17 protein-coding genes and 2 pseudogenes are annotated in these 24,422 nt (G+C 47.7%); 8 read left to right on the top strand and 11 right to left on the bottom strand.

The annotated features are described in order from the left end of the window. On the bottom strand, window positions 1–936 hold the full coding sequence (mdh, locus tag D908_RS08835) for a malate dehydrogenase (protein WP_000861565.1): 936 nt from the start codon (window positions 934–936) through the stop codon (window positions 1–3). A 327-nt stretch (window positions 937–1,263) separates the two neighbouring features. Between mdh and argR the strand changes: the two genes are divergently transcribed. The 5 genes and pseudogenes from argR (at window position 1,264) to D908_RS08855 (ending at window position 7,046) form a co-directional block, all read left to right on the top strand. Beyond that, window positions 1,264–1,734, top strand: coding sequence for a transcriptional regulator ArgR (gene argR, locus D908_RS08840; protein ID WP_001246635.1), 471 nt, complete (start codon window positions 1,264–1,266; stop codon window positions 1,732–1,734). Window positions 1,735–2,057: 323 nt separating this feature from the next. Further along, window positions 2,058–3,025, top strand: a pseudogene (locus D908_RS0119435) (TAXI family TRAP transporter solute-binding subunit). 368 nt (window positions 3,026–3,393) lie between these two features. Next, complete coding sequence (locus D908_RS08845; RefSeq protein WP_000195214.1) at window positions 3,394–5,958, top strand: TRAP transporter permease; 2,565 nt, start codon at window positions 3,394–3,396, stop codon at window positions 5,956–5,958. 116 nt (window positions 5,959–6,074) lie between these two features. Further along, entirely contained in the window at window positions 6,075–6,512 is a 438-nt protein-coding gene (locus tag D908_RS08850) for a universal stress protein (RefSeq protein ID WP_000276484.1), read from the top strand. 150 nt (window positions 6,513–6,662) lie between these two features. Next, window positions 6,663–7,046 carry a DUF2061 domain-containing protein gene (locus D908_RS08855; protein WP_000753236.1) on the top strand — a complete coding sequence of 128 codons (384 nt, stop codon included), beginning with the start codon at window positions 6,663–6,665 and terminating at the stop codon, window positions 7,044–7,046. A gap of 66 nt (window positions 7,047–7,112) precedes the next feature. Here D908_RS08855 and D908_RS08860 read toward each other — a convergent pair whose 3' ends face one another. From D908_RS08860 to D908_RS08885, 6 genes and pseudogenes are all read right to left on the bottom strand, one after another. Then, window positions 7,113–7,910 (bottom strand): glycosyl hydrolase 2 galactose-binding domain-containing protein, encoded by a 798-nt coding sequence (locus D908_RS08860; RefSeq protein WP_001177211.1) that lies wholly within the window; start codon window positions 7,908–7,910, stop codon window positions 7,113–7,115. A gap of 101 nt (window positions 7,911–8,011) precedes the next feature. After that, window positions 8,012–9,049 (bottom strand): lactonase family protein, encoded by a 1,038-nt coding sequence (locus D908_RS08865; RefSeq protein ID WP_005524752.1) that lies wholly within the window; start codon window positions 9,047–9,049, stop codon window positions 8,012–8,014. 77 nt (window positions 9,050–9,126) lie between these two features. Next, on the bottom strand, window positions 9,127–11,589 hold the full coding sequence (locus D908_RS08870; protein WP_032467611.1) for a family 20 glycosylhydrolase: 2,463 nt from the start codon (window positions 11,587–11,589) through the stop codon (window positions 9,127–9,129). Between the two features lie 82 nt (window positions 11,590–11,671). Next, window positions 11,672–13,190 (bottom strand): annotated as a pseudogene (locus tag D908_RS08875) (sodium:solute symporter family protein). A 188-nt stretch (window positions 13,191–13,378) separates the two neighbouring features. Further along, window positions 13,379–13,771 carry a RidA family protein gene (locus D908_RS08880; RefSeq protein WP_000023752.1) on the bottom strand — a complete coding sequence of 131 codons (393 nt, stop codon included), beginning with the start codon at window positions 13,769–13,771 and terminating at the stop codon, window positions 13,379–13,381. A gap of 65 nt (window positions 13,772–13,836) precedes the next feature. Then, window positions 13,837–15,321, bottom strand: a complete 1,485-nt coding sequence (locus D908_RS08885; protein WP_050557232.1) for an N-acyl-D-amino-acid deacylase family protein — start codon at window positions 15,319–15,321, stop codon at window positions 13,837–13,839. A gap of 141 nt (window positions 15,322–15,462) precedes the next feature. Between D908_RS08885 and D908_RS08890 the strand changes: the two genes are divergently transcribed. Both D908_RS08890 and D908_RS08895 read left to right on the top strand, forming a co-directional pair. Continuing rightward, on the top strand, window positions 15,463–16,728 hold the full coding sequence (locus D908_RS08890; protein ID WP_005524748.1) for an amino acid deaminase: 1,266 nt from the start codon (window positions 15,463–15,465) through the stop codon (window positions 16,726–16,728). 88 nt (window positions 16,729–16,816) lie between these two features. Beyond that, window positions 16,817–17,680 (top strand): MurR/RpiR family transcriptional regulator, encoded by an 864-nt coding sequence (locus D908_RS08895; protein WP_005524747.1) that lies wholly within the window; start codon window positions 16,817–16,819, stop codon window positions 17,678–17,680. A 169-nt stretch (window positions 17,681–17,849) separates the two neighbouring features. On the opposite strand, the gene rraB is transcribed toward D908_RS08895, so the two are convergent. After that, window positions 17,850–18,272 (bottom strand): ribonuclease E inhibitor RraB, encoded by a 423-nt coding sequence (gene rraB / locus D908_RS08900; RefSeq protein ID WP_000019334.1) that lies wholly within the window; start codon window positions 18,270–18,272, stop codon window positions 17,850–17,852. A 621-nt stretch (window positions 18,273–18,893) separates the two neighbouring features. On the opposite strand from rraB, the gene arcA reads away from it, so the two are divergent. Then, complete coding sequence (arcA, locus tag D908_RS08905; protein ID WP_005524746.1) at window positions 18,894–20,117, top strand: arginine deiminase; 1,224 nt, start codon at window positions 18,894–18,896, stop codon at window positions 20,115–20,117. Window positions 20,118–20,152: 35 nt separating this feature from the next. On the opposite strand, the gene D908_RS08910 is transcribed toward arcA, so the two are convergent. The 3 genes from D908_RS08910 to tldD form a co-directional block, all read right to left on the bottom strand. Next, the gene (locus D908_RS08910) at window positions 20,153–21,208 is read right to left on the bottom strand and encodes an FAD-binding oxidoreductase (RefSeq protein ID WP_005524745.1); all 1,056 of its coding nucleotides are present in this window, start codon (window positions 21,206–21,208) and stop codon (window positions 20,153–20,155) included. Window positions 21,209–21,259: 51 nt separating this feature from the next. After that, window positions 21,260–22,921 carry a hydroxylamine reductase gene (hcp, locus tag D908_RS08915; protein ID WP_005524744.1) on the bottom strand — a complete coding sequence of 554 codons (1,662 nt, stop codon included), beginning with the start codon at window positions 22,919–22,921 and terminating at the stop codon, window positions 21,260–21,262. A gap of 309 nt (window positions 22,922–23,230) precedes the next feature. After that, the coding region (tldD, locus tag D908_RS08920; protein ID WP_005524742.1) for a metalloprotease TldD at window positions 23,231–24,422 on the bottom strand (1,192 nt) is incomplete at its 5' end.

The raw sequence follows: 24,422 nt of genomic DNA, 5'->3' as shown, positions 1-24,422 counted from the left end.
TTATTTTACAAACTCAACACCGATTTGAATGTCACCTTTCAGGGTATCCAGCATGCCATCCAGAGCGGCTTGCTCATAAGCGCTCAGTTTGCCGATTTCCAGCAACTCTTCAACACCGTTTTTACCCAGTTTGATCGGTTGAGCGAAGAATGGAGCGTGTTCACCCTCACCTTCTACGTAAGCGTACTCAACAACATTCGCTTCACCTTGCAGTGCTTTCACCAGTGCCAAACCAAAACGGCATGCAGCTTGGCCCATAGACAGCGTTGCAGAACCGCCACCCGCTTTGGCTTCAACCACTTCAGTACCCGCGTTTTGGATGCGTTTGGTCAGTGCCGCCACTTCTTCATCAGTAAAGGTCACACCTTCCACTTGTGACAGCAAAGGCAGAATGGTTACGCCAGAGTGACCACCAATCACAGGCACACGAACTTGGCCTGGATCTTTATCTTTCAGAGCCGCAACGAAGGTTTCAGAGCGGATCACATCCAGAGTCGTTACACCAAACAGTTTACGCTTGTCATACACACCGGCTTTTTTCAGCACTTCAGCCGCGATAGGTACCGTAGTGTTAACTGGGTTAGTAATAATTCCGACACACGCTTTCGGACACACCACTGCGATTTTCTCTGCCAATGCTTTTACAATACCTGCGTTCACATTGAACAGATCCGCACGATCCATACCAGGCTTACGTGCAACACCTGCAGAAACCAGCACTACATCCGCACCTTCCAGCGCCGGAGTTGGGTCTTCACCCGCATAACCTTTGATGGTAACTGGGGTTGGGATATGGCTCAGATCCGCCGCCACACCAGGAGTGACAGGCGCGATATCGTACAGAGCCAAATCAGAACCAGCAGGAAGACGGTTTTTGAGTAACAGAGCAAGGGCTTGACCAATGCCGCCAGCGGCACCAATAACAGCGACTTTCATCGTAAATCTCCTTGAGAGTAATCTCTTATAAGTTTGTAGGGTGATTAGGTGTATCCGACCGTCAAACGCTATAGTAATCACAAACTGATTACAATCAATTAACGTCAGCTTTGCGACTTTGCGCAACACTGCTGAGAAGGCGTTGCAGCGTAAAAGACGATTATCGGCCAATGTTCAATTTAGACAAAGAGTTATAAAGCTATCTAACCGAATATCAAAAACATTTACAGTGACAGTTAAGACAAATTTAGCGAGTCATTTGGTGTGTCATGCATAGGTATGCGAGAATATGCACAAATCGATCATTTAACCAAAGTAAGAAGAACAATGCGTAACGTAGATAAACAAGACAACCTAGTCCGAGCTTTCAAAGCCTTGCTGAAAGAAGAACGCTTTGGCTCACAAGGCGACATTGTTGAAGCGCTGAAGAACGAAGGCTTTGACAACATTAACCAATCCAAAGTATCGCGTATGCTGACCAAGTTTGGCGCGGTGCGTACCCGCAATGCCAAAATGGAGATGGTCTACTGCTTACCAGCAGAGTTGGGCGTACCAACAGCGAGCAGCTCACTTCGTGAACTAGTATTGGATGTGGATTACAACAACGCCTTAGTCGTGATTCGTACTGGCCCAGGTGCAGCACAGCTGATTGCACGCTTACTTGATTCACTTGGTAAATCTGAAGGGATTCTAGGCGTAGTAGCTGGCGATGATACGATTTTCATCACTCCAACACTCGATGTGCCAGTCAAAGAGCTATTCCACTCAGTCTGCGAGTTGTTTGAATACGCGGGTTAATCATTTTCTCACCCAATGATTTTTGGTCACGCATCCTAGCGTGACCAAACTCACATCTTAGAAACATCATTCTTTATCCTGAAAACAAACTAACCATTTGAAACAAAAGAAGTATATTCATAGGATACTCAACATTTTGCTGTCTAACAAATGAGTCAATCACACTATAAATTTTAACAGTCGTGTAATTATCTGTTGTTTTTTTGGTATGATTCTGTCGCTTTATCATTCTTTTCGTCGCATAAAGCAACATTTCTCAGGCAGGAAAGCTCGAAGCCATGTTAACGCTTTGAGTCACATTACCAATGAAGGAAGGGAAATTCATGTCATTACCTAAAATAATCAAAATGGGTGCAATAGCAGCTGCAGTTATCGGCTCTGGTTTCGCCAGCGCACAGGATTTCATAACGATCGGTACCGGTTCGGTCACTGGTGTTTATTACCCTACAGGCGGCGCTATTTGTAAGTTGGTGAACAAAGATCGTAAAGATCACAACATCCGTTGTTCGGTTGAATCCACTGGCGGCTCTATCTACAACGTTAACACCATTCGTTCTGGTGAATTGGACTTTGGGATTGTGCAATCAGATTGGCAATACCATGGTTATAACGGTACCAGCGAATTTGCAGAGCAAGGCCCATACAAAAAGCTGCGTGCAGTGTTCTCACTCCATACAGAACCGTTCAACATCATGCTCGTGCGGATTCAGGTATTGAAAACGTGAAAGACCTAGCTGGTAAGCGCGTGAACATTGGCAACCCAGGTTCTGGTGATCGCGCGACCATGCAAGTGGTAATGGATGCGTTCGGTTGGACAAACGATAGCTTCAAACTGGCGTCTGAACTGAAAGGTTCTGAGCGTTCTCAAGCTCTGTGTGACAACAAGATTGATGCCTTCATCTACATGGTTGGCCATCCAAATGGTGCAATCAAAGAAGCAACAACCTCTTGTGCCGCTAAATTGATTCCAGCTACTGGTCCTGAGATCGAAAAAATCGTCGCGAATAATCCTTACTATGCGTACAGCGTAGTGCCTGCTGGCATGTACAGCGGTACAGATCAAGATGTGAAAAGCTTCGGTGTAGCAGCAACGCTAGTAACAACTGAAGACGTACCTGAAGCGGTAGTGTACAACGTGACCAAAGCGGTATTTGAGAACTTCGATACCTTTACTCGTCTACACCCAGCCTTTGCCAACCTGAAGAAAGAAGACATGGTAACCGCAGGGAATTCCATTCCTCTTCACCCAGGTGCTATGAAGTACTACAAAGAAGCGGGCTTACTGAAGTAATGCACGACTTTCTCGGAGTGCGCCACCAGCCACTCCGAGTATTGCTCATTCTACCCGAGCCACAGTATCCACTAGGGTTAACCGGATAGAGTATATTTAGGGAGGCATTTCGCCTCCTTATTAATACCCCTGCGAGTTGAATGCTTAGGACTCAGGGGGATCACACCATGAGAGATCCAAAATACTCAGAATCGAATGCCGCTAAGGTGGCTTCGAATGAGGAAGGATAATGCGGCTACGGCTATAGATTGTGGCTAATCGTTATTTAAATTCTAAACTCAGGTTAAAACAAAACATGGTGTGACATTTGGTGTTCAATTTGAACGCTAACGGACAATGATGGACCATCAATAATAAGGATAAGGTACATGACGCAGACAACAACACCGTCGCAAGATGTGCAAGAGATGGTGGCGCAAGCAGATACTGGCGCCAGAGCCCCAAAAGGGCTTCCGGGACGAGTACTTTGGTTTGTTCCGCTCTGTTGGTCACTCTTCCAACTCTGGTACGCCTCGCCACTTCCCTTTATCTTCGACTTTGGCGTGCTTAATGACACCCAAGCTCGCTCCATTCACTTAACTTTTGCAGTTTTTCTTGCTTTTACTGCTTATCCAGCAATGAAAGGTTCACCGCGCGATCGTATTCCTTTGATGGATTGGGTTTTAGCGCTGGCGGGCAGCTTGTCAGCGGCTTACATCTATCTCTTCTACGCAGAACTAGCCGGGCGTTCTGGTGCCCCGACTCAGTTGGATGTGATTGCTTCAGTCGTTGGCATGGTGCTACTACTTGAAGCCACCCGCCGTGCGTTAGGCCCACCACTCATGATGGTGGCTGCATTATTCTTACTCTACACCTTTGCTGGCCCTTACATGCCAGATGTGATTGCCCACAAAGGGGCAAGCTTGAACAAGGCGATGTCACACTTGTGGCTAACCACTGAAGGGGTATTTGGCGTCGCACTTGGGGTGTCTACCTCGTTTGTTTTCCTGTTTGTACTTTTTGGCGCCATGTTAGAACGAGCTGGGGCTGGTGCCTACTTCATCAAAGTTGCCTTCTCTATGCTCGGACACATGCGTGGCGGCCCAGCCAAAGCTGCGGTGGTTGCATCAGGACTTTCTGGACTCGTGTCCGGTTCTTCGATCGCTAACGTGGTGACCACAGGCACCTTTACCATTCCGCTCATGAAACGCGTTGGCTTTCCCGGGACCAAAGCCGGTGCCGTGGAAGTAGCGGCGTCCACCAACGGCCAGTTGACTCCGCCAATCATGGGTGCGGCCGCTTTCTTGATGGTGGAATACGTCGGAATTTCTTATGTCGAAGTGATCAAAGCCGCCATTCTGCCAGCGCTGATTTCCTATATCGCATTGATCTACATTGTTCACCTCGAAGCCTGTAAGGCGGGCATGAGTGGCCTTCCTCGTCGTAACCAATCGACTTTGGCTCAAAAGCTACTCTCTTTTACCGCAACGATTCTTGGCTTATGCGTGATCAGTGCGCTGGTTTATTACGGTATCGGTTGGACCAAAGAAGCCTTTGGCGCAGCCGCAACCCCTATTCTCACCGTGGTGTTATTGGTGGCTTACGTCGGGCTAGTGAAAATATCCGCTCCCTACGCGAAAGATGGGTTAGGGATCGATGAAGACTTACAATTCGTCCCTGATGTCGCTCCAACGCTAAAATCCGGTTTGCACTACTTACTGCCGATTGTGGTTTTGGTGTGGTGTTTGACGGTTGAGCGCTTCTCACCCGGCTTATCGGCGTTCTGGGCCAGCGTATTTATGATCTTCATCTTATTAACGCAACGTCCACTAATGGCCCTATTTAACCGCACAGGTGCACTCGGCGATGCCGCTAAAGAAGGGGTGACTGACCTTTTTGAAAGCTTAGTCTCTGGTGCGCGTAACATGATCGGTATCGGGGTGGCAACGGCTGCTGCTGGTACGGTTGTGGGCGTGGTTACCCTCACTGGGATTGGTCTGGTGATGACTGACTTTGTCGAGTTTATCTCCGGCGGCAGCGTAATCATGATGCTGATTTTTACCGCGGTGATCAGCTTGATCCTCGGTATGGGGTTGCCAACCACAGCCAACTACATTGTGGTTTCCACTTTGATGGCTCCCGTGATCGTCACGTTAGGTGCTGAGCATGGCTTGATCATCCCTCTGATTGCGGTGCATCTGTTCGTGTTCTACTTCGGTATCTTGGCTGATGATACACCTCCGGTCGGTCTCGCCGCTTTTGCTGCCGCGGCGATCGCCAAATCGGATCCTATCCGAACGGGTATTCAAGGTTTCGCTTACGACATACGGACGGCGATCCTACCTTTCATGTTTGTATTTAACACCCAACTCTTGTTGATGGGGATTGATACATGGTGGCACTTATTGCTCACCATACTCTCTTCCATTACGGCCATGCTGTTGTTTTCCGCGGCGACGCAAGGTTGGTGGTTGACTAAAACCAAATGGTGGGAAGTAATTGCATTACTGGTACTGACCTTTACGTTCTTCCGCCCCGGTTTCTGGTGGGACATGGTTTACCCTGCCCAAATCATGTATGCCGGAACCAAGTTAGAGCAGATTGTGGAACAAACTCCAGTAGGACAACCGATCCAAATGATTGTGGCTGGGGAAAATCTCAAAGGCGAATACACCTCCAAAACCGTACAGTTACCGTTTGAAGATCGCGCGGTGGGTGCTCAAGAGCGTATTGCCTCTATGGGCTTAACTCTACTCAACGAGAAAAACCGCATGTTGGTTGAAATGGTGGAGTTTGGTAGCCCAGCGGAAGCGGCAGGAATCGACTTTGATTGGGAAATTCGCTCGGTAGTCGTCGATAGTGATCGTCCGATGAAAGAGTGGGTATTCCTGCCTGCGATTTTGCTGACGCTACTGCTGGCTTGGAACCAAAAAAGACGGATAAAAAAGGCATAACAAGGTGTTTAGTCAATATGCCTGAGTAAGATCAGGCATATACTTAACACGTCAATGATTCATCGCCAACCCATCCTCAAGACTCATAGGGATGGGGAATAACCATAGAGAGCGTCATGTATAAACATATTCTTGTTCCGGTTGATTTGAATGAGCAAGGCTTTGCAGACAAAGCGGTACAGCTTGCTGTCTGGCATGCCAAACATTCCAACGCCGAAATTCACTTGCTGAACGTGTTGCCAGGCATTCATATGTCCATGGTGGCGACCTATTTTCCAAAAGATGCCGCAGCACAAATGAAAAATGATGTGCGTGCTCAGCTCAAAGCATTTGCTGATAAACACATTGATGAAGAGATTGTTTACAAGCTGCACATTGCAGAAGGCAAAGCTTACGCGACCATACTTGATTATGCGGAACGTTTAGGTGCGGATCTTATCGTAATGCCTAGCCACAAACGCTCACGCATTGATAAAGTCATGCTGGGTTCTGTTGCCAGTAAGGTGGTAGAAAACTCTCCTATCAACGTCTTGGTCGTTAAGCCTCAAGGCTAATTGGCAACAATCTTCGATTTCTTTTCAAGGCGCATGATTGCGCCTTTTTTATTCACTGATTCCTATCACACTGATTGGTTTTGCCTGTTTGAAGAACTGAGAATTATTATCGATAATGAATTCATCAAATAAGATCAGGTGGACTGAATCATGAAAAAGACATTAAGTTTTGCAGCAATACACTTTACCATCGCATTCACGGTAGCGTATGTACTGACAGGCGATGTCCTTCTCGGCAGCCTGATTGCGATGCTCGAACCAATGGTGAACACTGTCGCGTTTTACTTCCATGAAAAAGCATGGGCCAATTCGCCAACGTTGCGCCGCTTTGCAGGTGATACGCGAATCAAAACCGCCAGCTTTGCGACCATTCACTTTACCGTTGCGTTTAGTGTGGCTTACTTACTGACGGGGAGTTGGTTAGTGGGTGGTGTGATGGCGATGATTGAGCCAAGCATCAATACCTGTGCCTACTACTTCCATGAAAAAGTATGGCAAAGCAAGCACTCAGGCCATTTCGGTTGTGCTCACTAAGTGATTGGAATTTCGATCTAAACGCCTTCTTCATGAAGGCGTTTTGCTTTTTGATGAAGATAAATTCTATAGAGGGAAATGACTCACGCAGTGCGCTTCACTCAAACCCAGTTGAAAACGCTTAGTTTGGCCATCCAGTTGTACGGAGACCAAGTAAAGATCTTCAGCGCGAGGATGGTGTACATCGTAAATCTTGGGGGCATCAACCTGAAACAGCACGCTCGCGTGATCACTGCGCACATCAATCGGCACTTGATAAGTCCGCCCATCAAATTTCACCGCCGCGGAAACCAGTCCCGGTGAGTAAGTGGTGAAAAACAGATTCACCAGCAACTCGCAGCCGCTATGGTGCCAAACTTGTTCAGTCGAAACATGGGTAAGTCGCAGATGGCGAATGCATTGCAGATAAGGCGCTTTCCAGATCCCCATTCGTTGATCATAACTGGGCGTATCCTGCTCGCCTAAAAAGCACAATTCTGTCGCATCTTCATCCAGCAGTAAGTCTTCATCCGCTTCCAAAAACAGAATTTCAAATCGGTTACGCCCTGCTTTCAACAACGGGCGGATATCTTTACGGTAGATTGCTTGTGAGCCATCACAGTCAAATAACGCTGCACCATTGAGTCGCACTTCCGCATGGTAGTCGATCCCTTCCAGCACCAAATCAATCGCAGCAAAGCTCAGCAGATCTGCATCCACTTCAATATCGTGCATTAAATGCCATTCTTGCTCAGCAATTTCCGCTTCGCTCAGCGTTTTGGGTAACACTGCACTTAATGGAGCAGGAAAAGTAATGTCATCTTGAGGGATAGAGAGATCCGTCAGCGGTGAAAGCTGCCAAAGACCGGCGAGTGAGAGCTGCATAGCGTTCCAATTCCTGTTGGTTTGCGCGCATTATACCTGAAGTGAAATCTATTGCAGCGTCCGTGTAACACAGCCGTTACGGCTTACAATCTGTCAGTGCTTTAAGCGAATTCTTGGTGCTCAACCAAGCAGACAGGGCTGCCAATATGACAACTGAATCCCGTTGGTTGAAGTTGCCCAGTTTGACGATCGCGGCGATAACTGACCACATTATGACTATGTTGGTTGGCCACCAGTAACCATTGACCATCACGAGACAGTGTGAAATCTCTTGGGAAGTCGCCCTGAGTATCCACCGCCGTCATCCATTGGGGCACAGTACCGCTGACATCAAAAAGCGTGATCACATTTTGTCGGCGACAAGAAGCATAAAGAAACTGCTCATCCGGTGATAATCGAATCGCTGATGCCGCTGCGCCGTTTTCCACACCCGGTAGCAACGGCTGTTCAGAAACCAAGACCCATTGCCCTTGGTGGCACTCTATGGTCAATAACGTTTCACTCAACTCACAGAGCAAATAAGCACGTGTTTCCGCTTGATTGAAGACCAGATGGCGCGGACCACTTCCCGCGGTTACGTTCAGGGATTGATGTAAAGTGAGGCTTTGACCTTCATGGTCAAGTTGATAGAAATGCACCTGATCCGTACCCAAATCTACTACGGCTAAAAAAGGGCTATGACGCAAAAACGTGGTTTGATGTGCATGGGGTGATGTTTGTCTATCACGATTCGGACCTTCACCAGCAACAAACAGCTCCGCAATACACTCAACAGGCGCACCCACTTCATTGAGGGCATAGACCGACGTATTACCAGAACCATAATTGGCGACGGCGCAAAAACGCAGTGTAGGATCAATATCTAAATGGCAAGGATAGCTTCCTTCAATCGCGATGCCGCTTTGGTCAATGTTTCCGAGTTGGACTAACTGGGGCTTATCTTGGTGATCGACTTCACTGAAGGTATACAAACCTTTCGGCGTTTGCGCTAGGTAGGAAGGGTTGCGCAGTGTAATCAACTCCTTCAACGGCGTTAACTCTCCCGTTTCGGTATTCAATTCTAACTGCGCGACGCCATTACTGGAGCTGGGTTCATCGGTATACGTGCCTACATAAAAATGTAAGATGTTTTTTGTCATGCTATTTGTCATTCCTTGCCTTAAGCCATTGCCATACCTTGCCGCCTACCTGAACAGGCAGCAATGGCTTTTCATCATTAAGGTGCAATTTTGTGAAGCAACTGCTCAGTGGGTCGGCCGATTGCAACAATGGTTTCATCAAAAATCACTGCGTTTTTATCCAAAATGGCTTGGTATTGCGCACGTTGCTCGGCAGTAATTCGTTCTCCGCGAGCAAGCGTATCAACCAGCAACAATCCCAAATCCGCCACTTCAACGGTTGCATCCGCAATACTGATACTGTTTACAGAGGCTACATTGGCGGCAAAAATCGCTCGTGATTGCTGCGCCGCGAATTTGGCCATTTGATATTGATTCGCCAACTGTTGTAGTGATTGTTGGTCTGCATCACCTGTTGCGAGCGTCAAGTTTGCCACCCACGTTTCCATTTCATACGTGGCATAACTTTCAACTGGTAACGCATCAGCGAAGCGATTCAGTCGCTCGTACTGGTTATAAAGATCGCCTTTATTTGGCGTAGAAATCCATTTTTCCCAATGCCTTGCATAGTATTGTGCTGGCTCGACATATTGAGCCAGCATCAGCAATGGCGCGACATCCGCCCCATTCGCCAAACGCTGCATCATCACGCGAGCATCTGCATTATGACGAAGACCGAGCGAGATTTCCGACCAACTGTCCAGAGCCCTCATTCGACGATACATGCTCGCTTCATCCGTCAATGTTTCACTTGACCACAAACGTTCAGCAATGGCGTAACTGCGTGGCCACAAGCGCTGCTCAATGGTCATTGAGTCCAAATTTTCGCCCCAGATGGTAATCTCACCGCCCAAAATGAGCGGCTCTTGTTCTTTTCTGAGCTGCGCCGGATAACCACCGTTAGGCTCTGGAATAGTATTCGCGATGCTGTCGCTGGACGCCACTAACGTTCCAGTGGTAGGCCAACGCACATTACCAATGCGCTGATAGCTGCCCTCTTTAAACTGATCACCTGAGAATTGGTAGTTGAACTCGGTATAGGACATAAAGTTATCGAAATGACCGCGGAATTTCACGCCGGGCACATATTCCAGCACATAGACTTCTTCTCGCGATTTTCCGTTGTAATCCGTAAATGCCCGAACTTTGCCATCTTGGCCTTCGATAATCGTGAGGTTGCCTTTACGCGGCCCCCCCTTGTTGCGCGGTTTCACCCAATCGTAAGTGACAAATTTTTCCCCCTGATGCAGTTGATCATCTACCGTGATCCCCTTCGGCATCGGGTCATTTCGGTAGTGGTAACTGGTCGGTTGTGGCTGATCAAGGTAATAACCTGTCGATAGTAAACCTTGGAAGCCTTCTTTCGCGGCTCGGCCAATACTGTCGTGCCCTTGCCAGCTCTGGATCACAATCGATTTGGGCAGATCTTTGTGCCAAATTTCATCCCAACCCGTGATTTTCTTGCCACGTTCATTGAGCATCTTCTCAACTTGCGTATTCAAATATGATTGCAGCCCACGCTCGCCATCGAGCTGATGCTGTTTAATAAAAGTTTGAATTTTAGGATTATCTCGCCACTGCTGATAGTTCGGTTCATCCCCACCAATGTGCAAATATTCATCAGAGAATAGCTCAACCACTTCATCAAACACGCTCGCCAGCATGGTGTATAGCTCAGGGTTGGTAGGATCCATCAAAGGTTCAAATACCCCCCAACCTCGTTGCTGAGGATAAGACTGTTCGCCAAGACCCGACATCAGTTGTGGGTAGGCATGTGCCACAGCCGAAGCATGACCGGGCAAAGAAATTTCCGGGATCACACGGATACCCAAATTTCTCGCATACGCTACCACCTTTCGAATGTCATCTTTGCTGTAGTAATCTCCATCCGACGTCACTTGCCACAGGCGAGGGTAATTCTCTAGCTGAATACGAATGCCTTGGTCATCCCAAATGTGCCAGTGGAACACGTTCATTTTGGCAGAGGCCATAGCGTCGAGTTGACGCAAAATAACCGGCAGCTCGATAAAGTGTCTCGCCGTATCGTAAGAAACACCTCGCCACTTGAACCTAGGTTTATCCACAATACTGACGGCGGGCACGAAATAGCCTGTCGCATCCGTAGTGACTAATTGCAAAAAGGTTTCAAGACCATGAAATGCACCATACGGCTCTGGTGCCGAGAGTTGGATTTGTCCATTGGCTATGGTTAATCGATAAGATTCATCACTGTCGATACTTTGAATCGCACTGCTTGGCGCATTAGCAATATCAATCACTAATGTCGCCTCTTTTTCGGATTTCGCTTGCCAGTTCAGCATGGGCAAACCGGTTTGGCGATAGAGCCTCTCCATAGTGCGCTTCGCATTAAAAGCCACTCTGGGGGAGTCATAACCTTTAATGAAGATGCTGAAGTTTTGATCCAGTGCGACTTTACCCTCTTGCAGCGTTACGCTTTGAGGATAAGGCATTAAAACTAAATCCGTGTTAGGTGCCATTGCCATACTCGTTGGAGCCATCATCATGCCTGAAATCAGTAAAGCCAGTGTAGCCTTGTTCATCTTGGGATACCTGCGTGGTCAGGATGAGTTTCAGAGCAAAATCACTGAAACTCATCGCTCAATTTTTGAAGAAAGAGAATGATTACATCTCACGTGCCGCTTTGCGGTTAGCTAGCGATTTGTCGTGTGCTAATTCGCCGTTTTCTGAAAGCTCCATCTCCATCAACGCACGTTCATCATCCAAGATTGCACGTGCCATTTCCGATGAAACTTGATTAGCGGGCGTAAGCAGACTCACCACCACGCCAGCACTCAGAGCCACCAAGCAAGATGGAATCACAGGGTTGCCCCAAAATGTCGTGAGGCTCGGGCTCATCATCACACTCACAGAAGCTGCGGATGCCCCAGCAAGTGTCGCCAACGCCCCCTGCCAGTTGTAACGACGCCAGAAGCGCCCCAACATGCCGCAGACAAACATGCCAGACATGACAGTAGAAATCATTTTGGTGATGTAGCTGATAATGTCGTTTGAGGTCAGCGCGAACAGCAGTGCAAAACCAATCACCACCACCAACGCCAAACGAGAATAGTTGAGCATGGATTCTTTATTTGGCACACGGCCTGTAAACATCACATACACATCACGAAGTAAGATCGAGACGCCTGCGATGGCATCTGAACTCGCGCTCGACATGGTTGCAGACAGGCCTGCGATCAACACAATCATGCCAATACCGACAGGTAAAATGGTGGCGGCAACATAAGGGAATGCGTAGTTCGAATTGCTTAAGTCTGGATTGATCGCGTGCGCCGCCATGCCGATTACGGCAGGAATCATCGAGAAGAACAGGTAAAGCACGCCAGAGCCAACAAACGAGCGACGAATGGTTGAAACATCTTTGCCCGAATAGATACGCTGACGGAATGATGGTGTCGCCAATACGCCAACACCAATCACAACAGAGAGTGAAATTGCAGGGATCAGGCCGAGTTTTTCAATCGCTAAGAAACTTACCGCGGCAGGATCCATCGCGCTGTATAGGTTTTCCATACCACCAATATGTTGTACCGACAGCACGGCCATAAGGATAAAGCCAACAAACAAGATCACGGCTTGAATGGTGTCGGTCCATACCACAGCGGTGTAACCACCGATCACCACATAAATCGTAAAGGCAGCAGCAATAATGATTTTCGCGGTACTCAAATCAATATCAGCGATCCACGCTAAATACATACCACCACCGAGGATATGTGCGCCTAGCCAACCAATCGAAGCAATGAAGATCAGCAAGCCGACCACATTTTTCACAATACGATTGGCTCCCACATAATAGGCAAGCTCTTCACTCATGGTCATAAAATTGAGTTTACGAACGGGGGCAAACCAAAGCGCTAAGAGCAAAATACCTAATGCACCGCCAATACCATACAGCGCCCCCGCCCAGCCATTGGCATAGCCAAAGCCGACAGCACCCATACTAGAGCCTGTTCCCACCATAGTGGCAACGGTTGTCCCTAACACGAGAAATAAAGGCAGGCCACGACCACCTAATAAAAAAATCTTCTCCTGATTTTTGATTACGTGAAACAAACCAGCCAAGCCAAATAAGGAAAAGCACATATATTCCAAATCCAGTTAAAAAAAGTGTGCTATTCATTGAACACCTCTCAGGTAATTTAAGTCCATCTTTCAGATAAAATATCCCTGTCCTTCCAATTGGTAGGCATGGTTGTTTTTATTTCAGGGGATGAATATGCCAAATATGAATACTAGGGAGAGTTCAAATTTGGCACCGTATGAGCAAGCCTGCGTGGCTATTAACTCAAATTAAAATGGAGATATTTATTAACGGCGATCCGCTCGGTAGCAAGTGACATCCACTTCCACTTTTACATCCACGACCAAATCACACACCATGCAAATACGTGCTGGCGGATGAGCACCAAAAAACTCTTTAAACACTTTATTAAAAGATTGGAAATAGCGAGCGTCAGTCAATACCACTTTGACATGAAGCACATCCTCAAGCGTGTAGCCTGCTTCTTCCATAATGTCGACACAGTTTTGAATCGCTAAACGAGACTGCTCAACAATGCCGCCTTCGACAACTTCACCATCCACCATTGGCGTTTGGCCAGAAACATACAGAAAACCACCCGCTTCGGTTGCGCGTGCAAATGGCAAATGTTGTCCACCTGTGCCCACACCGCCTTCTATACCATATCGTTTAATTGACATTATTTGTCTCCATTACTTTTCTTGCTTAACCTAATACCTTCGCTTTATTTATCGCTTCACTTAATTTAATTAAAACTCTCTTTATTTCGATAAATAAAAACACCATTTCTACTTTCTGAAACCTGACCATTGAAATAAGCCAGTACGCCATTAACGAAAACTTTTTCAATTCCATCGGCTAATGAAATTGGATTTTCAAAGGTTGCTGTATCTTTCACTGTTTTAGGATTAAATAACACTAAGTCAGCAAATGCATTTTGTTTGATAATCCCACGTCCACTGAGGTTATATCTTTTGGCAGACATTCCCGTCATTTTATGAATAGCTTCTTGCAACGAAAATAATTGCTCATCACGACAATAGTGGCCCAGCACTTTCGGGAAAGTCCCCCACAAACGAGGATGTGGATGCGGATCATTGGGTAGTCCATCCGAACCCACCATGGTCAAACGGTATTTCAATACCCGCTTAACATCCTGCTCATCCATGCAGTGGTAGACCGCTCCCGCCGGTTGCAATGTTTTTGCCGCCTCCATAAGAGGTAGCCCCATCTCTTGGGCAATCTGTTTCAACATTTTTCCTGCAAACTGCGGCCGTTTTTTCGACCAAGTGATAAAGATGTCGATGTCTTCAGTCACTTGATTCAGATCTAAAGTGGAAGAGCTCGCCGAATAAGGGTAGCAATCACAAGCAACATCTTGATGTTTAGCGGCCTTTTCTATCAGGTTCACGACCTCTACCGTGCGCCCCCAGTTGCCTGCACCTGCACATTTCAAATGTGAAATCACTACAGGCACCTTGGCAAACTGGCCAGTTTCAAACGCCTCTTCCATCGCGCTGAGTATTTCTTCAAATTCAGTCCGCATATGGGTGGTATAAATGCCACCATACTGGCCGAGCACTTTCGCCAAGCGCATCACTTCATCCGCAGTGGCTTGTTTGGCATTGGCATAGGCTAAGCCAGAGCTCAAGCCCAAAGCGCCCTGCTCCATCGCCAAAGATAACGCCGTTTGCATCTGTTCAATTTCAGTATCGGTTGCGGTGCGTAGAAGGTTGTCCATCACGTTATTGCGCAATGTGGTATGACCGACCAAAGCCGCAACGTTCACCGCAGGTTTTGCTTGCGTCACCGCCTGCGCATAACTGGCGAAGGTGGGATATTTAAAATCGATCTGCTCACCCAATAGATTCATTGGATCGGGAGGATCGCCAGCCAAAATAGTCGGGCTCGCACTGATCCCACAATTACCAACGATCACCGTGGTGACCCCTTGGCTGATCTTGGGTAAGCACTCTGGATAACGAATCACATTGGTATCGTCGTGGGTATGTACATCAATAAAACCCGGTGCAAGCGCCAAACCCTGACCACTAATTTCTACATGGGCAGACTGCCCAACCAAATCGCCCACCATCGCAATTCTGTCGTTATGAATGGCAAGATCACCGTAAAAAGGCTGACCACCCGTGCCATCAAAAATCTCTACATTTCTAATGATGGTATCGAACACACATTCTCTCTCTGTTGCCAATTTCCGACTTATGACCATCCTAAAACCTGACAGAAATTAATCAGTGACAAAACACACAAATAACCATGATAAGTTTGATACTTTCTATCACGCAATCTATTTTTAATAAAAACAAACACAAATTATCAATAACTTAATCCATGTTAGAAGTAGATAACCATGAATAAAAGATTAGATGAACATGATAGAAACTATCATAACCATGAGGTTAACGGCCCGGCATCTGGCGAAAAAGGTCAAGCAATCTCATCGGCTTATCCAAAACTCCATGCGGATGAAATCAGTCTCCCAAGCGCAGTCATTGATGCCAGAGCACTGGAAAACAACCTGCGTTGGATGCAGCAATTTGCCGATAAACAGCAACTCAAACTGGCGCCTCATGGCAAAACATCCATGACTCCCGATTTTTTTCGCCAGCAACTCGCACAAGGAGCCTGGGGGATCACTGTTGCAACGGCGGCTCAAGCTGAAATCGCCGTACAGGCGGGGGCAAAAAACGTCATCATGGCCAATCAATTGGTGGGCAAAGCCAACATGACAATCGTCAGCCGCCTACTCAAAGACAATGAGGTTAACTTTTATTGCTGTGTGGATTCGACGCGCAATACCAGCGCCCTCGCTGAGTTTTTTGCCGCTCAACAACAAACGTTGAATGTACTGATTGAGTTTGGCGTGGTCGGCGGCCGCTGTGGTTGCCGAACTGGTGAACAGTTGTTTACTCTAGCTGAGCAGATCAACACGCTACCTAACTTGGCGTTGTGCGGTATTGAAGTGTACGAAGGCGTGATCCACGGTGAACATGCGGAGCAAGAGATTGGGGCATTCCTCAACAAGGTTATTGCTCTCATACGCGATCTCAAACAAGCTCAATGGATCGCATCCAAACCCTTGATCACCGGTGCAGGCTCAGCTTGGTACGATGTGGTTGCTGAGCACTTCTCTGGCTTGGACGATCTTGTAGCAGTACTCCGCCCGGGCTGCTACGCCATTCATGACACCGGTATTTACCAAAAAGCACAACACAATGTCATGGCGCGCGCCGAGAAAAAACAAGGTGTCGCATGTCAACTTGGGGGAGACTTGATCTCCGCACTTGAACTCTGGGCGCATGTTATCTCTCGTCCTGAGCCAACTCGCCTTGTGGTAGGTATGGGCAAACGTGATGTGGCATTTGATGCCGGATTACCCATCCTAGAATTGGCGTTTCGCAAGGGCAAAGCACTCCCCTTACCTGAGTATGCAAACTCAGTCGCGATCATGGACCAACATACTTTTGTTGATGTTCCAGCTGAAAGCACTCTGGACGTGGGTGATATTTTGGTCTTTTCGACCTCGCATCCTTGCCTGACAATCGACAAATGGCGCGCACTCGCTGTGCGTGATGAGCAATACCAAATCACGCATTGGGTCGAAACGCGTTTTTAGTGGCATCTCATTTGAGATCTTAGTGAAAATTTAGCTATTCTTGCGACCGCAGTAACTCGCTGCGCTTCGTGGCAAACAGGACAATACCTTGAGTTTAGAAGTCGATATTATTTCTCAAATCACCGAACGTTTCAGTGCACTACGTGAGGCAGAAAAGAAAGTCGCCAAACTGGTGATGGATGACATCGAAGCTGCCGCCAACGCCAGTATTACTGAATTGGCGAACAATGCAGGCGTCAGCGAAGCCACCATCACCCGATTTGCCAAAGCAATTGGCTGCAAGAATGTGCGTGAAATGAAAATTAAGCTGGCTCAATCACTCACTGTTGGCCAGCGTTTTATTCTGGAACCACCCGATCAAAGCGGCTACCAAGTGATTTACGAATCCATAAAACAGTCCATGGATATTCATCGAGCATTGATTAACGAGCAAGATGTCGCTCTGGCTGTGGATTGGCTTTACGGTGCAAGACAAATCATCAGCGTGGGGATGGGTGGCGGCTCCACCATTGCCTCACAAGAATTACAACATCGCCTATTTCGCTTGGGGTTTGCTGTCACCGCTTATCATGACGGCTTGATGACTCGTATGGTGGCCGCTACCGCCGATGCAAATGATGTCATGGTACTGATTTCAGCAACCGGTTATACGCCAGTGATCGTCGAAACCGCCCAGTTAGCACGCGAATACGGATTAAAGATCATTGCGATTACACCCAAAGGCACGCCTTTGGCTGAACAAGCTAATGTGGTTTTACCAATTGAACATCACGAGACCGATTTCATTTACAAACCGTCCTCATCTCGCTATGCCATGTTGGCTTTAGTGGATGTGCTGTCGATGGCGTTGGCAGTTAAAAACAAGCGTCGCTCACGAGACAAGTTACGCCGGCTGAAAGTTGCTCTGGACTCCCATCGTGGCGGGGGCGATAGACTGCCTCTGGGTGATTAAGTTTCTATCCCGATAAAACACAGCCAAAGGGAACACGGAAAAAGAGAGCTTCCAATCTGATACTGGACTGAGCATGTACTGAGAGGAAGCATCCAGCTCTACCTTGCGGTAACACGCGGGCGAACAACAGGCGAAAAAAAACCTTGCTTAAAAAGCAAGGTTTTCGCATTTAGTCTTCTTCTGACTCATCATCTTCATCATCATTGTAAAGGGCATCTTCACCTTCGTAGTAAGTACCCCAACCGTCGTAAATGATGTCGAATTTTTCGGCCAGATTCACCAGCTTTTCCACTTGCTCATCAATCAGTTTGGCATCCAAAGCCGATTGCATGGTCGCATCAAAGCACAGCAGCTTGTTACCATCTTCATCTTCAGTTTCTTCTGCTTCAAGCACTTCAAAGCCCATTTTGAATGCTTCTACTGCGGCTTTTTCCAGCTTATCGAATTCTTCTGCAAACAGATGGTGTTCGATCTCATACAAGGCATCTGGATCACTGCCATCTTCGAGCAGGGCCTGAATGATGTCGCGAGTCTCTTCCTTTTGAATCTCGATTAATTCTTCTACAGATAGATAATCATCTTGGTGAGACATAATGTGCTCCAGATAGTAAATAGGATCGGAAATTTGTGCGGCGCACTATCGCATGGATTGAAAGGAATTTCTAGCCACAAAACGATCTGGGAAGATCTTTACCTTGCGACAAGATCCATCCTCCACATGCTTTTTTAACATTTTTTTATCAACTCACTAATTCAGCATAATCTGTGTTCAATAAGCCTGTGAAAACGGATCCTCAAATTGCCTGTTTATGGCGCGATAATGCATAGCTAAAAAATCGACAAAATAGGAAAAAATTCCACCCTCAACCTCAATAACCCATAAATTGTGAATAAATAGTTAAAATTTAAACTTATAACGCATAAAAGCACCCAGTTATGCTGCGCATAGCTAAGCAATTTAAGGGGGCATCCTCCTAACTCTCAAAATCAGAATACAAAATCATAAAACCAACCACTGGCGATAAAATATATCGCAAATTTATTATGGTTAGATTTTTATAACAAAAGGTCGACTTGCAACTTAATAAAAAGCTGTTCATAACTATATCCAGCGGCTTGGGGTTACAGGTAAGCGGGATGCTTGCCTAGAAACGACAAGGTGAGCGTAGGCTAAACCTGCTGCCGCATGTGAAAGGAAGAGAGAGGAAGCTCAATGAACCGTTTGTACGTAGGATCTGAAGTGGGGCAACTGCGCCGTGTACTGTTAAATCGTCCGGAGCGAGCGTTGACTCATTTAACGCCTTCCAACTGCCATGAACTCTTGTTTGATGATGTACTGGCTGTGGAAGCCGCGGGAGTTGAGCACGATGCCTTTGCCAATACCTTGCGCACTCAAGATGTGGAAGTGTTACTGCTGCATGATTTACTCGAAGAAACGCTCGCCATTCCCGAAGCCAGACAGTGGCTACTGGAAACGCAAATTGGGGATTTTCGCTACGGCCCGACCTTTGCCCACGATCTACGCCATTATTTGAACGCATTGGACGATCACCACTTAGCCACCGTGTTATTGGGCGGATTGGCTTATTCTGAGCTACAAATAGAATCCGATTCCATGCTGCCGAAAATGCGTCAGCCTCTCGATTTTGTCATTGAGCCGCTGCCCAATCACCTATTCACTCGCGATACCTCCTGCTGGGTCTATGGTGGCGTGTCACTCAATCCAATGATGAAAGCCGCGCGTCAGCGTGAAACCAACCATTTGCGGGCCATTTACCGTTGGCACCCGACTTTTGCTCAGCAGCCCTTTATTCACTATTTTGGTCTGGATGATCTGCACTACGACAATGCCAACATTGAAGGTGGTGATGTACTGGTGATTGGGAAAGGCGCAGTATTGATTGGAATGTCTGAACGCACTTCTCCCCAAGGCGTAGAAAATTTAGCAGCCGCCCTGTTCAAACATGGTGAGGCTCGCGAAGTGATTGCGGTCAGCCTGCCAAAACATCGCTCTTGCATGCATTTGGATACGGTGATGACCCATATGGATGTCGATACTTTCTCAGTCTATCCCGAAGTGATGCACAAAGATCTCGCGACTTGGCGATTGACGCCCAAAGGCGATGGCAGTGAAATGCGCGTAGAGCAAGTACCCAGCTATATCCATGCGATTGAATCGGCGCTGGGGCTGGATTATCTCAAAATCATTACCACTGGCGGCAACAGCTATGAAGCGGAACGCGAACAATGGAATGATGCCAACAATGTCCTGACCGTCAAACCGGGCGTAGTAATTGGCTACGAGCGTAACGTCTATACCAATGAAAAGTACGATAAAGCGGGCATTAAGGTACTGACCATTCCCGGCAATGAGTTAGGGCGTGGCCGTGGTGGCGCACGTTGTATGAGTTGCCCGATTGAGCGTGACGGAATTTAAACGTCAGTTAGGCGTGCCAAGCACGCCTAAACACTTCAGTTGAGTGCCAGTTCCACATCCGATTCCACCAACGTCGAGCAAGCCAACACATAGCCTTGCTCAATCTCCTCTTCACTCAGCGTTTCTTGGCTTAAACGACGGACACGACCATCCAACACACGGCATTTACATGAACCACAAATGCCACTGCGACAAGCCGCAATGATCGGCAGTTTTCCGGTTTCTAACGCTTCTAACAGCACTTTTTCACTCGGCGCATCCACCTCTACCCCAAAAGCAGGCACGCGAATTTTCACCTGCTGGCGAATAGCGAGAGCTGCATCCTCCTCATTGAGTGACGTCATTTCAGGAGAAAAACGCTCTTGATGAAAATGCGCCATGTCAAAGCTAAGCGCTTGTAAATAACCACTCACATCCTGCATAAACCCTTCCGGCCCACACAGATACACGCTTCTTTCCAACAAATCAGGAACCTGTTCAATCAAAGTTTCCTGAGTTAAACGACCTTGTGCAAAGCCACTCTCGCCCGCGTCTTTGAGTAACAGCTTCAAGTGGAAATTCGAATGCTGCGCCGCTAACTGCTGCAACTCTTGCCAATAGATGGTTTGTTCTGGATTGCGTGCGATGTGCAGAAAATCGATCTCTCTTGCATCGTTCTGTTTATCGCTCTGTTCGGCTAACCAAGCTTTGGCCATCGCCATGACAGGCGTGATGCCACACCCCGCACTGATCAGTAATACACGGGATTTGGGAGCACAATCGGTGCTATTGAAGCGACCTTGGGGCTTCATGGCCGTCACGCTATCCCCCAACTGCAACTCATCCACCACATGTTGAGACACCAATCCCTGCGCGACTCGCTTGACCGTAAAACGTAAATACGGCTGCTGAGCCTGCGAGCTGATGGAGTAAGAGCGGTACACCGTCTGCCCATTAATGGAAAAACCTAAGTTCGCGAACTGCCCCGGCTTAAAATTGAAGTGGCGCTCACGATGCGGATCCGCCAACTCAAAGCTCACACAATCTGGGGTTTCTTGCCATTTACGCACACAAACCAAGGTTTCATTGTCTTGTTCTGCCCATGCAGACATTTTATTTCTCCTTATCGGCATCAGCCCCACACTGTGGGGCTGAGTGGTCAATTAAGCAGCCAGAATGGTGCGAAGATCGTCTTCCGCCGTGGTAATACTGCGTAGATCAAACTGCTGTTGCAGGATAGCCATCAGATTTGGCGTGAGGAAAGCTGGCGCGGTAGGACCGGTGTAGATGCCTTTTACACCCAGCGCGAGCAAGGTCAGCAGGATCACGATCGCTTTTTGCTCAAACCACGAGAGCACCAGAGTCAGCGGCAGATCGTTCACTCCACACTCGAAGGTTTCAGCAAGCGCTAAGGCCAGTTGAATCGCTGAATACGCATCATTGCACTGACCCACATCGAGCAAACGTGGAATACCGTTGATCGCGCCGAACTCATTTTTGTTGAAGCGGAACTTACCGCAAGCCAAGGTCAGAATCACGCTGTCTTCCGGCGCTTGCTCAGTAAAATCTTGATAGTAGTTGCGCTCCGCTTTATCACCGTCACAGCCGCCGACCAAGAAGAAGTGCTTGATGTTGCCTAATTTGACTTGCTCAACCACCGCAGGCGCTGCTGCCATTAAGGCATTACGTCCAAAGCCAACGGTGATCAGATGCTCAATCTCATCGTGCTTAAAACCTTCTTGTGCCAGTGCACATTCAATCACGGTTGAGAAATCGTCACCTTCGATATGCGCCACACCCGGCCAGCCGACAATGCTACGTGTAAACAGGCGATCCGCATATTGCCCTACATTGGGGTTAAGCAGGCAGTTCGAGGTCATCACGATCGCACCGGGGAAGTTAGCAAATTCTTTCTGCTGGTTTTGCCAAGCACTTCCGTAGTTACCTACCAAGTGCGGGTATTTTTTCAGTTCTGGGTAAGCATGCGCTGGCAGCATTTCACCATTGGTGTAGACGTTGATCCCCATACCTTGGGTCTGTTGCAGGATTTTCTCTAAATCATGCAGATCATGGCCAGACACCAGAATACATTTGCCTTTGACGGGTTTGACGTTCACCGTAGTCGGCTCTGGATGACCAAAGGTTTCGATTTCTCCTTTATCTAAGATCTCCATGATGCGGTAGTTCATCAGACCAATTTGCATCGCCGTATCCAACAGCGCACTCAGCTCCACGGGATCAGTACCCAACCATGCCATGATTTGATGGTACTGTGCATACAGCTCAGCATCCGTTTGTCCTAACACACGCGCATGTTCCAGATAGGCCGCCGCTCCTTTCAAGCCATACAAACAGAGCAGGCGCAAACCAATCACGTCCTCATGCAAACTCTCTTTGCCACGGTTTACCGCTGCTGCTGGAGCAAATGCCAGAATGGCGGCTTTATCGGTCGGTAGAGAAAATTGTGCCGCTGGTGACAACGCAGGAAGCTCAAAACCGGTTAATACCGCAGCCGCACGGACTTGTTGTTCTAGCTGCTGTTTATAGCTTTCCGCTTGCTGCGCCAGTTCAACAATCCGTTCTGGATCAAAGTTAACGTTGGTGAGCGTGGCAAAAAAGGCTTTCGGTGTCCATTGGTCAATTTCAGGAATGGCCACACCACAAGCACGACCTAGATTGGCCCAAAAAGAGACACCTTGCAGCGCGTAAACCAACACATCTTGTAAGTCCGACACTTCTGCGGTTTTACCACACATCCCTTGGGCATAGGCACACCCTTTCGCGATTGGGGTTTGAATGGTTTGCTCACATTGAATACAGAACATTATGCTTCTCCAGTTTCATTGATAAGCTGTGATAGCTTAGATTTACTGAAGACATCGCATATTACGTGCCAAATTCTATTTATTTGTTTTTAAATGCATTTAACACAATAAACACAACTTTTTTGTGTCAATTAGACCAAGCGACAAAAGCAATATCACTCGATACAGTCATATTGACACTTTCGATTATTCACGTTGAAAAACGCTTTTTATCGAGATAAAAACGAGACGAATAAAAGACGAGATAAAAAAATGCCGCAGCGATGTCGGCTACGGCATACTTTTTCAGTGATGTTTATTGAAGCTGAATTACTCAGTGCCACCCACTGTCAGAGCATCCAACTTCAGAGTAGGCTGGCCAACGCCAACAGGCACGCTTTGTCCCGCTTTACCACACACGCCAACACCACGATCCAGCGCCAGATCGTTACCGACCATAGAGACCTGCTGCATGGCTTCAATACCAGAACCAATCAGAGTTGCACCTTTGATTGGACGGGTGATTTTGCCATTTTCAATCAAGTAGGCTTCTGAGGCAGAGAACACAAACTTACCGGAGGTGATATCAACCTGACCGCCGCCAAAGTTCGGCGCGTAAATGCCTTTTTTCACCGAAGCGATGATTTCTTCTGGTGTGTGCTCACCCGGCAGCATGTAAGTATTGGTCATACGCGGCATAGGCAGATGAGCGTAAGATTCACGGCGTCCGTTACCCGTCGGTGCCACACCCATTAAACGGGCATTGAGTTTGTCTTGGATGTAGCCTTTCAAAATGCCTTTTTCGATCAGCACGTTGTATTGACCACTCACCCCTTCATCATCCACGTTGAGTGAGCCACGCAGATCTTTCAGCGTACCATCATCCACAATCGTACACAGATCGGAAGTGACTTTTTTACCCACTTTACCCGCAAAAACAGACGAACCTTTACGGTTGAAGTCACCTTCAAGGCCATGACCTACCGCTTCATGCAGCAGCACACCCGGCCAACCAGAGCCTAGTACCACAGGCATTGTGCCCGCTGGAGCCGCGACCGCTTCAAGGTTAACGAGTGCTTGACGAATCGCTTCATCGGCGAAAGAAAACGCGATTTTTTGTCCGGCTTCTTCTTGTAAAAAGTAATCATAGCCAAAGCGGCCACCACCACCGGCACTACCACGCTCACGGCGATCGCCTTTTTGCGCCAACACACTGATGGAAAGGCGTACCAGAGGACGAACATCTCCGGCGTAAGTGCCATCGGTAGCCGCCACTAAAATCTGTTCATGCACACCACTGATGCTGACTGACACTTCGGTGATGAGTGGCTCTTTAGTACGAATGTACGCATCCAGCTGTTTCAGCAGTTCGGTTTTTTGCTGTTTTTCCCAGCTTTCCAGAGGGTTATTCGCACCATAAAACTGTGGATGCTGCGCACGCTTGAAAGCTTGTATCGTCAGATTTTGGCCTTGCTGAGCAATCCCACGCGCCGCGATGGCACTTTGCTTTAAGCCTTCTAAC

The sequence above is a fragment of the Vibrio mimicus CAIM 602 genome (assembly GCF_000338875.1).
In the GTDB taxonomy this organism is placed as follows: domain Bacteria; phylum Pseudomonadota; class Gammaproteobacteria; order Enterobacterales; family Vibrionaceae; genus Vibrio; species Vibrio mimicus.
The sequence above is the reverse complement of the archived record's forward strand: the minus strand, read 5'-3'. Positions and strand labels throughout refer to the sequence as shown.